Here is a 12,018-nt window from a genome sequence, read left to right as displayed (position 1 = left end):
GGCTCAAACACTTGTGTCTGTCACGTCAAACACAAGTGTCTGTCGGCTTGAACACTTGCGTCTGTCACGGCAAAGGCTTGCAGCTGTCAAAACAGGAGGAGGGCAGTCGGCCTGAAAGGTTCTCTTCTGCCTAATCTCGCTGTAAACCGGTGCGTTCAAGGAATATCTTTCCGACAGGATGAAGCCCCTCATCTTTAGCAAAAGCAACCGCCTATGCCGAACTCAGGCTCTTAGGGTAGTGAAGAGGCAAAGGCTTTCCTGACCACTCTCCGGCTCAATCCCGTTTGCACTGCTCCCCTCATGAAAAGGTAGACGAGGAAAGCCAGCCATAGTGCATGGTTGCCCAATGCGGGACGGAATGTGTAGTATAAGACAAAGAAACTGATGGCGGCCGTTGCCATAGATAGCAGCATGCCGCGTGTTGCGGTGGCACCGATGAAGATGCCGTCCCAGATGAAAGCGGCAATGCCTGCAACGGGTATGGCAAGCGCCCAATAAAAGTAGGTGCCGGCGGCAGCTATCACTTCTTTGTCATCTGTCAACAGTCCGAGGAAGGCACTGCCGCCCGTTGCATAAACAGCCGTGAAAAGTGCCGCCATTGCTGCGCCCCAGCCGAATAAGAGCCGTGTCGTATTTGCAAATCCTTTTCGGTTGCGTGCGCCTATATACCGGCCGCTCAATGCTTCGCCGGCATAGGCAAATCCGTCCATCACATACGAAAACAAGGTGAAGAGTTGCATCAGCAGCGTATTTACTGCCAGAATGATTTCTCCTTGCGAGGCTCCTGCCGAGGTGAAAAACAGTGTGACTGCAACCAAGCAGAGTGTGCGCAAGAAAATGTCACGGTTCACCCGTAGGAAACGGAGCATCGCTTTTTTCTCCCAAATCGTTTCTCCTCTGCTGCTTCCGGTCGTTTGCAATCTGCCGTTCGGTATTCTAAGAAATTTCCTCAACCTGCCGTAATGTCGCATCCATAAAATAAGCGCCATCAGGAATCCGGCATATTGGGCGATGAGTGTCCCCAATGCCACTCCCTCTACCTTCATGCCGCACAGATAGACCAGGCAGAGGCTGGCAATGATGTTGACAATATTCTGTGTGATGGCTATGTACATGGGGATGCGTGAGTTCTGCATGCCGATGAACCAACCGGTAAGGGCATATAATCCCAACATGGCCGGCGCACCCCAGATGCAGATGTGGAAATAGATTGTTGCGAGGCTCTTGACTTCGTCCGTGGGATGGATCAGCAAGAACGCCAGTTGCCTGATGGGGACTTGCAGCGTAATGATGCAAAACGCCACTGCCAGTCCCACACCCATTGAACGCAACAATAGGCGTACGATTTCAGGTAAGTCTCGTTTGCCGTATGCTTGCGAGGTCATGCCGCCGGTACCCATGCGCAGGAATCCGAAAATCCAGTAGATTATATTGAAAAGCATTCCGCCCACGGCAATGGCGCCGATGTAGGCCGGTGAGCCTAAGTGACCCACGATGCCCACATCGATTAAACCGAGCAACGGAACGGTGATGTTCGATACGATGGAGGGTAGTGCTATTTGCAGAATTTGTTTGTTTTCGTAACTCATCGGGGCGTTTACTTAAGCGATGCTGGCAAATGTACGCAGAAAAAGGCGATCTGGACCAATAAGATTAACTATTTTTCTACTTTCCCCTATTGAAGATTAGGCCGCTAATTCGTATTTTTGTCATTGAACTTCAATGAGATATATCGGACTTTTAAACTATTTGGAAATGAAAACCCTGACCTTACTGTTCTCTTTCTTTTTTCTTCTTCCGCTGTCGCTCCCGGCACAGTCGGTCAATACGTTGTTGCAGAAAGTCTCCGAGGCTCTTTCTGCCGGTAAAGATGAGTATGCGGTGAGCCTGTTCCGCCAAGCGGCAGATGCCGGTACCGACCAGACGGAGATGTTCTATTGGACCAACGTTGACAAGAACAGTGCGGTCGTTTCACGTTTGGCCAATGAATTGGCGGTGCACTACAAAGAAGAGCGGAACTACGACAAGGCTTTCCTTTTTTATAGGGAGTTCTTGCAGCGCCATCCCGAAGACGTGCCTGCGCTGGTGGCTTGTGCCGAGATGGAGTTGATGAGAGGCAGGGAAAAAGAAGCCTCGAAGCTCTACGAGAAGGTGCTGACCTTGGACGGCGATAATCTGCAAGCCAATATCTATTTAGGCAACTACTATTATCTGCAAGCCGAGAAGGATCGAAAGAAGCTGGATGATGACTACAAAAAGCTCTCTTCTCCTACACGAATGCAGTATGCCCGCTACCGTAACGGCCTGTCCGATCTGTTCATTAATAATTATACCAAAGCCAAAAACTACCTGCAAAGAGTACTCCAACTATTTCCCTCCATGGAAGCCGGCAATACGCTGGAAAGGATAAAGAAGATAGAGGCGGAAATCAAATAAGATTCCTCCCTGTCCTTTATTATGACTGCACAACACAGGACGCTTCCTATATCACATATTGTACCTCTTTGAACAGATACTGCCGTTCCTGCCCGCTTTCATCTTCCAGAATAAGGCGTCCGTCTTGCTCTACGCGGAGCAGGCGGGCAAGGAATTTACCGTTGCCATCTTCATAAGGATGAAGTCCTCGACGGCGGTATAGGGAGCGGGCATAGCGGGCGGCAATCTCGGACGAATAGGCGTCGGGATCTTCCATTCGCAGGCTGTTGTAATAGATTTCTACTCGTCGGAGGATGTGAGCCATGATGCTACTCCGGTCGTGGTCTTGACCCGTGATTTGTTTCAATGATACGGGGTTGGGGGCATCGCTACGGAAAAGCTCCTGATTGATATTGATTCCGATGCCGGAGATGGAACGGGCGATGTTATGCCCTGCAAGGTCGTTCTCTATCAATATGCCACAGATTTTCTTGTCTTTCCAATAGATGTCGTTCGGCCATTTGATGGTGATCTCGTCCGACCATCTGCTGAGTTCTTCCTTGATGGCGAGAGAAACGATTTGCGAGAGGATGAACTGTCGGCGGGCTTCCAAAAATGTGGGATACAATACGAAGCTGAAAAGTAAATTCTTGCCTTCTTCGGCTTCCCATGTATTGCCACGCTGACCTTTTCCGGCGGTTTGAAACTCGGCAACAACGGTCGTGAATTCCGCAATTGCTTCCTGCCGCTCGTTGCAGAGCCGGCTGAGGTGCTGGTTGGTGGAGTCTGTTTCGTCCAAAGCAACCAACGGGAACGGGAATGTGTCAGGGCATGGTCTCATATTCGGTACGCATTTTTTTGGTGAACTTCTTCAATACTTCTTCGTAAGAGTGATCTATCAGGTGCTTCACCAGCTTATCATCAACGTCTCCGTCCAAAAAGATTTGGTTCCAGTACTTCTTGTTGAAGTGATAAGCTGCTTCGATGGCAGAATGGTGTTCGCGTAGTTCGAGGGCGTATTCGGGGTCGCATTTCAGGCAGACTTTGTTGGCACTCTCCAAGTCGATGAGTGCGAACATCTTGTCCATGACTTTCATGACGAGCGCGTATTCATCGAACGGCATGCATTCGGTGACCGCTTTTTTTCTCAGGCAATATTCGCGAACACTTTCTATATCCATGCTATATATGCATTAATGATCCATCGTTTCTCACTCTTCTCCTATCCGAACATCGGCGGATAGAAAGCATCCTTGATGTGCTCTATTCGGAATGCTCCGGGTTGGCCTACGGCGGTAATGATGTCGAATCGAACGGCAGCATCTATGCCAAAGTGCTTGATATAGGCATCAGCGGCTACAACGATGCGGCGTATCTTCTGCCAATTCACGGCATCCTGTGGCTCAATATAGTCCGTATTTCTACGGGTCTTCACTTCTACGACGATCAGTTCATCGTCTTTGGTAGCTACAATGTCCAGCTCCAGATGGTTCTTCCTCCAGTTGCGGTGGAGGATGCCGTAACCGTGTTTCTTCAGATATTCGGCTACGGCATCTTCGCCGGCTGCACCAAGCAGATTGTGCTTGGCCATTAGTCTTCCTCGTATTTCTTCAGCATGGCGTTATAGCCCGGGCGGTATATGGCGGGGGCTTTGATTTCCTGAACTTTCAAAGCCTTGCCTGTGCTGCGTGTGCTGGTGCTCTTCATCGGACTCTTTCCGGTGATCAACTCAATGGCCTTGGCATACAGAGGTTCATCGTCTGTGCCGTAATCCGGATATATTTTGATTTGAACCGTCTCGTTCATATCCCAGTCCGGCTTGAAGCCTTTTTCGTAGTCTCCGAATCCTTTGGCGTTGTAGCTTTGGAATGTGATGGGGACTACTTCATAGATGTTTCCTTCAACAGCAAAGTTCTCCACTTCCATACCTACATTTTTGCCTGTGGTGGTTTTGCCTATCAATATAACTTCCAAATCGATTCCTTTCAGGCTGTTGATTACCAGTTCACTCGATGAAGCTGTGCCTTCTCCCACGAGGCAGTATACTTTTTTCAGACCGAGGCCACCCTTCGTCAGCTTTTCATCCAGATTGGGATAGAGGTCGGGGTATGTGAACGGCTCATCCTTGCGCTTGTTGCCGCGCTTTTCCATTCTTTCTTTATTGAAGCGCAAACTTGAGAAGACTTTTCCTTCGGAAGTTTCGGCTGCAATACAGCTTGCTATCAGGTTGGCGGAGATGGTGTGTCCGCCACCGTTGTAGCGTAAGTCCAGAATCAGATCGGTGACGTTGTGGGTCTTGAACTTCTTGAAAACGTCGAACAGCTCTTGGTCGAAAGCCGCTTCGAACTCCGAATAGACTAAATAGCCTATCTTGTGCCCGTCTATCTCTGTCACTTTGCTTGTGATTACGGGGTTCAGGTATATTGCGTCCGAAGTCAGACTGATATTCTTGGCCTCTTCCCACTTTTTGTTTACAACCTCTATTTCCGTCAGGGTGAGGGATGAGATTGCATCTGGTGACCGCAGTGCATAATATTTTTTTCCCCAATTGCTTTCGCTTAGCCTTTCATTGTTTATCTTGCCGATTATAGTTCCTCGCTTTAGGCCTGCGGCCGTAGCGGGTGAGTCGGGATATACGCCCCGTATGGCGAAGCAAACAGAGTCATTGCCTATGAGAAAAGGAGTGATGCCTGTGATGCCGAAGCTATAGCTGAGTTCTTTTTCCACCAGCTTGGCACGGGTCTTGGTGATGGGATTTTTCTTTTGGATATAAGAGAAGAGGCTATAGTAGGTGTTCCCATCGTTTCCGGTATATGGCTTCTTATCTAAGGTGTTGGTTTTCATGGCCTCCAGAGTCCCATAGAAAAAGTCCTCATAATTCTTTGTATAGTCAAGGGGCATTGTCTTGTACTCATCATTCCACAGATAGTTTTTTCTTAGATACTCGGCCACCTTTGTGTTGACCTTCATGTCTTCTGTTTCTTCCTGAGGAACTTCGCCGGCTTTTTGTGTCACTTGGAAGCTGACAGCCTTGTCATATCCCTCCACGGTGATGAGTATCTCGGAAGTCCGATCGGTTGTGGTGCCGGATTTTGTTAAAAGCTGCAGGGTGCTTTTTCCTGCGTTCCCCGATTTGTTAAGAATTTCACACCAGATGGAGTTGGTGCCTGCTCTCCATTTGGCGGCAGCATTAAAAGTCACGGTCAGCGTTTCGTTGGGAGTGATTTCCACGGGCACTCCCTCTTGCCAGCTCTGGTTGGTTATGGCCGGTTGAACAACTTTGTCCTTGTCTTTTTCACATGAGCTAAGGCTGATTGCAGCTACTGCGAGCAAACAGAAAATGAAATAATGTATCTGTTTCATTCTTCTAAGTTATTTTAAAGATTCCCAAAAATACGTTTTTTCTTCTTCTTGCAAAAATAAACAAAGGAAAAAACTGTTGCGTACAGCGAAAATATCGGCTGAAGTGCCCGAAAAGTGCCGATCTGCCGCTCGTTTTAGTCCGTACTGAAGGCATCTCCCACGAATAGTCTCCCGTATTCATTGCCGTTTCGCATGCGTTGTTTCTCTTTCGTTTAGATTCTCCGTTGTTTTGCTGAACTGGTTTTCTGTTTTAGGAAGTGTGACAGAATGTGCGGTGTGGATGCGAAGTGCGGATGAGCGAAGGTGGATGTATAGCGAAAAGCTGTTCGGTATATACTCCAAAGCTGTTCGATGCACGGAGAAAAGTTGTACGATTCGTGTATGCATCTCTGTTTGCGGTGCACGGATATAAAAACGCAGTGTGCGAACGGGTAAACGCACGCTGCGGATAAGCATCCGCAACCTATGGACAAAGAGTGTGGGAGCAGGTGTGCAACGTACCGAAAAAAGTCGGAAAATTGCCATGAAAAGAGGCTTAGGCCGTGCCCTTAAGGCTTTGGGTGTAAAAAACATGCAGGTTCGTTTTGTTTTTACGGAAGTAAAAGTAATTTTGCAGAAGATATGAGAAAGAGAGATAAAACGTGTGCAAAAGCAACACCCGAAGAACCGAAACGCGAACAGCGCATGGTGTGCCTGATGAGCGAAGAAGAACAGCGCATCGTGGACCGTTATCTTGAAAGGTATAAGATAACGAACAAGTCGCGCTGGTTGCGCGAGACCATCCTTATGTTTATCCATAAAAATATGGAAGAGGACTATCCGACCTTATTCGGCGAACATGATATGAGGAGATGACGAAGCCGCTTTTTCCCGTATCAGAACCTTGTCAGAACCGCATTTATTCCGTATATGTTCCGTATTTATTCCTTGTTTGTTCCTTGTCTATAGAGACGAAGGACATACGAAGATGGTAAAAAGATGATACGAACATGATACGAAGACGATAAGAACATAACAAGAACATGACAAGAACATGATAAAAACATGATAAGAAGATGGTATGAAGTTGATACGGAGCGATAAATAATGACAAACCGATGGAATAAATCAGATACTCTCGTGGACGATACGCATTATATGAAGCAAGCGCTTCTCGAAGCGCAAAAGGCCGGTGAACGGGGCGAAGTTCCCGTAGGTGCGGTGGTGGTGTGCAAAGAACGTATCATAGCCCGTGCGCATAACCTGACGGAAACTTTGACCGACGTCACGGCCCATGCCGAGATGCAGGCCATCACTGCTGCGGCTGCAACGCTTGGTGGGAAATACCTGAATGAATGTACGCTTTATGTCACAGTGGAACCTTGTGTGATGTGCGCCGGTGCCATCGCTTGGGCACAGATGGGGCGTCTGGTGTTTGGCGCCGAAGATGAGAAGCGGGGATATCGGCGCTATGCTCCACAGGCATTGCATCCTAAAACAATAGTGGTAAAGGGGATACTTGCAGAAGAGTCTGCCGCATTGATGAAAGAGTTTTTTGCCGCCAAGCGTCGCTAATTTCTACTTTCTTCTGAAAAGTTTGCTATTTTATCCTAAAAAATCATACCTTTACACCGCATTTGGTTCATCCGTTTATCCGGGTTTATTCTAAACTATCGACCCCGCAACCGGATGATTAAAAGGGAATCGGGTGAAAATCCCGAACTGTCCTGCAGCTGTAAGTCGCATTTTCGGGCAAACATGACGTCACTGAGATTCTTGGGAAGACGTTTGCCATCGGGCGACAAGTCAGAAGACCTGCCTTTTGCATTGTCATTCAAAGCACCCTCGGGATGGGCTAAGATTGAAAATGTCAAGAAGGAAACTCATATTCAGCAGACGCTTGCTGCCGGTATTTGTGTTGTGCGCATTTGCCAAGTGTATGATGGCGCAGCATGTCGGAGATTCGGATAGGCCGAGCCGCCTCGACAGTGTTCAGCATTTGTCGGAGGTTGTCATCACGGCACAGCAGTCTCGCCACACCATAATTCCCGTACAACAACTTTCTGGCAAGGAACTTCAACGACTGAGCGTTCACAGCGTGGCCGACGCCATGCGTTACTTCGCAGGTGTACAAATCAAGGACTATGGCGGTATCGGCGGACTGAAAACCGTCAACGTGCGTTCTTTAGGCACCAACCATACGGGAGTTTTCTATGATGGCGTACAACTGGGCAATGCGCAGAACGGTCAGATAGATTTAGGCCGCTTTTCACTCGATAATATGGAGGCTCTGCAACTCTACAACGGGCAAAAGTCCACCATTCTGCAACCCGCCAGAGATTTCGCATCGGCATCGGCCGTCTATCTGCAGACACGCAAGCCCGAATTTGCCGGGAAAGACAAGAAAGATAACCTCAATATTGCACTCAAAGCCGGGTCGTTTGACACCTATAACCCTTCTGTCCTGTGGGAACATAAGCTTTCCGACAACCTCAGCTCCCAGCTCAGCACCGAGTATATGACTACTTCGGGACGCTACCGTTTCCGCTATGCCAAAAAGAACGGATACGATACCACCGAGGTACGCCATAACGGCGATGTGCGTGCTTTTCGTATGGAGACAGCTTTGTTCGGCCGGATTCCCCGCGGCGAGTGGCGTGCCAAGGTTTATTTCTACAACAGCGAACGCGGCTTCCCCGGTGCCGCCGTGCGTGAAGAACCCGGCAAGTTCCGCCATCAAGACCGTCAATGGGACACCTCGGTGTTCGGACAAGGTTCGCTGCGCCGCCAATTCACCGACCGTTATACACTGCTTGCAAATGTCAAAGTGGCTTACGATTACCTGCACTATCTCAGCGACCCGCGGCTGGATGTGACCACGATGTACACCGACAACCATTATCGCCAGACCGAAGCCTACTTCTCGGCCTCGCACCTCTATGATGTATGCGAATGGTGGTCGGTCTCCCTCTCCAACGACATACAGTACAACCATCTTAATGCAGACCTCGTGAACTTTGTCTATCCTACACGGTGGACGTTTCTATCCGCCCTGTCTGCAAGTCTGCATTGGGACAGGCTCTCCGCACAATTCTCGCTGCTCCATACTTATGCCGCCGACCATACCCGCAAGAGCGGCGGGGCGGCCGGCGATAAAAGCAAGCTGACTCCCACCGTGGCATTCAGCTACAAGCCATTCGTCACCTCGACCGACCAACTTGCACTTCGCGCTTTCTACAAACGCATATTCCGCATGCCCACGTTCAACGACCTCTATTATACCTTCATCGGCAACAAGGATTTGAAGCCCGAATACACCACGCAGTACGACGTCGGGCTTACATACGGCAAGTCCCGGCCCGGCCGCATCCTCAAAAGGATAGAGTTGCAAGCCGACGGCTACTACAACGAAGTGGAGGATAAAATCGTGGCTATGCCCACCAGCAACCAGTTCCGCTGGACAATGATGAACTTCGGCTTGTGCCATATTTGGGGACTTGATGCCTCGGTAAAGGCAGACTGGCGCTTGGGAAAGGCCGATGTGTCTTCTCACGTCACATACACTTACAACAAGGCGATGGACCATACGGACAAGAAAAGCCGCTTCTACGGCGGACAATTGCCCTACATCCCGTGGCATTCCTTTTCGGCCATCATCACCGCCGCCTACCGCCAATGGACGGCCAATTACAGCTTCATCTACACCGGCGAGCGCTACGAGGCGAGCGCCAACATTCCGGAGAATTACACCAAGCCGTGGTATACCAGCGACCTGTCGCTGTCGTGCAGTTTCCCTTTCCGCAGGTGGGTGTTACGAGTTACGGCCGAAGTCAATAATATCTTCAATCAGCAATACGAAGTGGTGCAGTGCTATCCCATGCCGGGTACCAACTTCAAGATAAAACTGAACGTCATCATATAAAAAAGGAGGAAATATGGAGAAACTCTTAAGGTATTTTCTGTTTTGCTTTGCACTCAGCCTGTCAGTATCTGCCTGCCGCAGCGACGACGAGAACATCATCCCTCATCAGGAGGAGCAGGTGGAGCCCTCGCCGGAGGATCTAAGCACCGACATTAAAGGGTTCTTCCTGCTCAACGAGGGGAACATGGGATCGAACAAGTGCACCCTCGACTACTACGACGCCTTGACGGGCAAGTACATCCGCAATATTTATGCGCAAGCCAATCCGGGTGTGGTGCAAGAGTTGGGCGACGTGGGCAACGACATACAGATTTACGACGGCAAGATATGGGCGGTCATCAACTGCTCTCACTTCGTGGAGGTGATGAACCAGACCGATGCGCGGCACATCACTCAAATCTCCATTCCCAACTGCCGCTACATCACCTTTTCCGGCCGTTATGCTTATGTCAGTTCTTACGCCGGCCCCGTGCAGTTAGACCCCAATGCCCGCTTAGGATACGTGGCCAAGATAGACATCGACCGCCTGGCTGTTGTAGATACTTGCAACGTGGGGTATCAACCCGATGAACTGGTGGTTTACGACGGCCGGCTCTACGTGGCCAACTCGGGCGGTTACCGCTTCCCCAACTACGACCGAACGGTGTCTGTCATCGACTTGCAGACTTTCCGCGTCGTCAACACCATCGATGTGGCCATCAACCTTCATCGGTTAGAGGTAGACCGGCAGGGCTATATCTGGGTTTCATCGCGAGGCGACTACTATGGTGTACATTCCAAGACCTACGTCATCGACCCGCGTACCGATACCGTTTGCGATGCTCTCGACGTGGCGAACACCGAAATGACCCTGTCGGGCGACTCCCTCTATATCTACGGAACGGAATGGAGCTACGTCACCAATTCGTGGACTTTCAGCTATGCCATTATCGATACCCGAAGCCGGGATATCGTCACCCGCCGCTTTATCACGGACAATACGGAACGAAGAATCAAGATGCCCTACGGCATAGCTGTCAACCCCGATACGCACGAGTTCTATATCACCGATGCCGGCAATTACGTATCTCCGGGAGACCTTTATTGCTTTACTCCCGACGGGTGTAAGAAATGGAGTGTCCGCACGGGCGACATACCTGCACACTTCGCCTTTACAAAGAAGAAACTTCATTATTAATCACAATTATATTACTCATTTAAACATTTTAGCACGTATGAAGAAGTTAATGAATTTAGGCTGTGCAATGTGCATTATTGCTTTCGCATTCACAGCGTGTAGCAAGGATGATCCGGAGCCTTTAAGCATCGGTTTGGCGGCACAGTATGAAACGCCCAACTGCAAGGTACTGGAGATTAAGCCGACGATTGCCAACGGCACGGCCGCCAAGTACAAATGGAGCTGTGGAGACTCTATCTACAGCACGGATGACGTCTTTACCTTTATCACAGCGGAAGTGGGAAAGAAAGACTTCGTGCTCACCGTGACCGATGCCGAAGAGAAGGTTTACACCGCCAATTTCGCCATTAATGTGACGGACGGTGGATATAAGAATATACAGACATCCGTTATAGAATACGACCCGACACCGTATGAGTTTATCAATACTTACGTGATTAAGAATAGGAACAAGGCCACGGTGATGAAGGAACTGAACGATATGCTGAAAGCCGGTAAGAAATTCAAGGATATCGACATCGATAACGGTTATCGTTTGGGGCTTCCGATAGGGAGCATGGGCGGTTCTGCCGTACTGGGCTTCGACCACACGATTGTCAATGTGCCCGGCGAGGATGATTTCAAAATGGAAGCATCGCCGGATGTCTGTATGTCGGGCGTGGTATATGTGGCTTATGACAAGAACAAGAACGGAAAGCCCGACGAGGACGAGTGGTATGAACTGAAAGGCGACAGCTATGGTAATGAAAAGGTCGAAACCCTCAATGCTTTCGTCACCTATTCATCCGTGGATTATAATCAGGACTGGAACGGGTTTGAGATCCATTATAAGGATGACTTAGACGAACAACACTTAATGGCAGGGGAGGCTTGTTTTCCCGGTTACGACGATCAGGGTAATTTCATGAAAGAATCCGGATGGAGAGAACCGCCGTTCACGATTAATTATAAAAGAGTTATGGTCAATGAAGATAGAAAGGGATATATATGCACTTTTAAGAATGCATTCAATATAGAAAATGCGGTGGACCAAAAAGGGAATAGCGTGAATTTACCGGGTATTGACTTTATCAAGATTGTTGTCGGAGGTATTCTTTGCAATGAAGGTACTCTTCCCGGTATAGCTGTTAGGGATATATATGACTGTCATTTAACCAAATGA

Annotated in this window: 11 protein-coding genes and 1 riboswitch; of the genes, 6 read left to right on the top strand and 5 right to left on the bottom strand. The window is 49.1% G+C overall.

All coding sequences use genetic code 11. From position 1 onward, the window contains the following. Window positions 1–230: 230 nt before the first annotated feature. Window positions 231–1,589: an MATE family efflux transporter gene (locus C3V43_RS07185; protein WP_106069217.1), complete on the bottom strand. Its 1,359-nt coding sequence runs from the start codon at window positions 1,587–1,589 to the stop codon at window positions 231–233. A gap of 166 nt (window positions 1,590–1,755) precedes the next feature. Between C3V43_RS07185 and C3V43_RS07180 the strand changes: the two genes are divergently transcribed. Continuing rightward, the gene (locus tag C3V43_RS07180; protein ID WP_174704384.1) at window positions 1,756–2,436 is read left to right on the top strand and encodes a tetratricopeptide repeat protein; all 681 of its coding nucleotides are present in this window, start codon (window positions 1,756–1,758) and stop codon (window positions 2,434–2,436) included. 46 nt (window positions 2,437–2,482) lie between these two features. Here the strand turns inward: C3V43_RS07180 and C3V43_RS07175 are convergent, their stop codons facing one another. The 4 genes from C3V43_RS07175 to C3V43_RS07160 are packed head-to-tail and all read right to left on the bottom strand — an operon-like array spanning window position 2,483 to window position 5,778. Beyond that, complete coding sequence (locus C3V43_RS07175) at window positions 2,483–3,256, bottom strand: biotin--[acetyl-CoA-carboxylase] ligase (RefSeq protein WP_106069215.1); 774 nt, start codon at window positions 3,254–3,256, stop codon at window positions 2,483–2,485. Then, window positions 3,240–3,596 carry an MmcQ/YjbR family DNA-binding protein gene (locus C3V43_RS07170; protein ID WP_106069214.1) on the bottom strand — a complete coding sequence of 119 codons (357 nt, stop codon included), beginning with the start codon at window positions 3,594–3,596 and terminating at the stop codon, window positions 3,240–3,242. The genes C3V43_RS07175 and C3V43_RS07170 overlap by 17 nt, the downstream gene beginning before the upstream one ends. Before the next feature lie 41 nt (window positions 3,597–3,637). Beyond that, window positions 3,638–4,006, bottom strand: coding sequence for a YraN family protein (locus C3V43_RS07165; protein WP_106069213.1), 369 nt, complete (start codon window positions 4,004–4,006; stop codon window positions 3,638–3,640). Further along, a complete protein-coding gene (locus tag C3V43_RS07160) occupies window positions 4,006–5,778 on the bottom strand; it encodes a S41 family peptidase (protein ID WP_106069212.1) in 1,773 nt (590 codons plus the stop codon). The genes C3V43_RS07165 and C3V43_RS07160 overlap by 1 nt, the downstream gene beginning before the upstream one ends. Before the next feature lie 621 nt (window positions 5,779–6,399). On the opposite strand from C3V43_RS07160, the gene C3V43_RS07150 reads away from it, so the two are divergent. The 5 genes from C3V43_RS07150 (at window position 6,400) to C3V43_RS07130 (ending at window position 12,018) form a co-directional block, all read left to right on the top strand. Next, on the top strand, window positions 6,400–6,633 hold the full coding sequence (locus C3V43_RS07150) for a hypothetical protein (RefSeq protein ID WP_106069210.1): 234 nt from the start codon (window positions 6,400–6,402) through the stop codon (window positions 6,631–6,633). A 282-nt stretch (window positions 6,634–6,915) separates the two neighbouring features. Further along, window positions 6,916–7,332: a nucleoside deaminase gene (locus tag C3V43_RS07145; RefSeq protein WP_235655889.1), complete on the top strand. Its 417-nt coding sequence runs from the start codon at window positions 6,916–6,918 to the stop codon at window positions 7,330–7,332. A gap of 51 nt (window positions 7,333–7,383) precedes the next feature. Continuing rightward, a riboswitch (cobalamin riboswitch) is annotated at window positions 7,384–7,594 on the top strand. Between the two features lie 105 nt (window positions 7,595–7,699). Further along, window positions 7,700–9,679 carry a TonB-dependent receptor plug domain-containing protein gene (locus C3V43_RS07140; protein WP_106070500.1) on the top strand — a complete coding sequence of 660 codons (1,980 nt, stop codon included), beginning with the start codon at window positions 7,700–7,702 and terminating at the stop codon, window positions 9,677–9,679. Between the two features lie 13 nt (window positions 9,680–9,692). Beyond that, window positions 9,693–10,856, top strand: a complete 1,164-nt coding sequence (locus tag C3V43_RS07135; RefSeq protein ID WP_106041681.1) for a YncE family protein — start codon at window positions 9,693–9,695, stop codon at window positions 10,854–10,856. A 37-nt stretch (window positions 10,857–10,893) separates the two neighbouring features. Then, entirely contained in the window at window positions 10,894–12,018 is a 1,125-nt protein-coding gene (locus C3V43_RS07130; RefSeq protein ID WP_129588736.1) for a PKD-like domain-containing protein, read from the top strand.

The sequence above is a fragment of the Prevotella heparinolytica genome, from assembly GCF_002998535.1.
GTDB lineage: Bacteria > Bacteroidota > Bacteroidia > Bacteroidales > Bacteroidaceae > Bacteroides > Bacteroides heparinolyticus.
The sequence above is the reverse complement of the archived record's forward strand: the minus strand, read 5'-3'. Positions and strand labels throughout refer to the sequence as shown.

Excerpts from the sequence above, each read along its gene's own strand:
- C3V43_RS07170 (WP_106069214.1), bottom strand. The coding sequence starts at position 3,596 with ATGGATATAGAAAGTGTTCGCGAATATTGCCTGAGAAAAAAAGCGGTC.
- C3V43_RS07175 (WP_106069215.1), bottom strand. The coding sequence starts at position 3,256 with ATGAGACCATGCCCTGACACATTCCCGTTCCCGTTGGTTGCTTTGGAC.
- C3V43_RS07165 (WP_106069213.1), bottom strand. The coding sequence starts at position 4,006 with ATGGCCAAGCACAATCTGCTTGGTGCAGCCGGCGAAGATGCCGTAGCC.
- C3V43_RS07185 (WP_106069217.1), bottom strand. The coding sequence starts at position 1,589 with ATGAGTTACGAAAACAAACAAATTCTGCAAATAGCACTACCCTCCATC.
- C3V43_RS07135 (WP_106041681.1), top strand. The coding sequence starts at position 9,693 with ATGGAGAAACTCTTAAGGTATTTTCTGTTTTGCTTTGCACTCAGCCTG.
- C3V43_RS07180 (WP_174704384.1), top strand. The coding sequence starts at position 1,756 with ATGAAAACCCTGACCTTACTGTTCTCTTTCTTTTTTCTTCTTCCGCTG.
- C3V43_RS07140 (WP_106070500.1), top strand. The coding sequence starts at position 7,700 with ATGGCGCAGCATGTCGGAGATTCGGATAGGCCGAGCCGCCTCGACAGT.
- C3V43_RS07145 (WP_235655889.1), top strand. The coding sequence starts at position 6,916 with ATGAAGCAAGCGCTTCTCGAAGCGCAAAAGGCCGGTGAACGGGGCGAA.
- C3V43_RS07130 (WP_129588736.1), top strand. The coding sequence starts at position 10,894 with ATGAAGAAGTTAATGAATTTAGGCTGTGCAATGTGCATTATTGCTTTC.
- C3V43_RS07150 (WP_106069210.1), top strand. The coding sequence starts at position 6,400 with ATGAGAAAGAGAGATAAAACGTGTGCAAAAGCAACACCCGAAGAACCG.
- C3V43_RS07160 (WP_106069212.1), bottom strand. The coding sequence starts at position 5,778 with ATGAAACAGATACATTATTTCATTTTCTGTTTGCTCGCAGTAGCTGCA.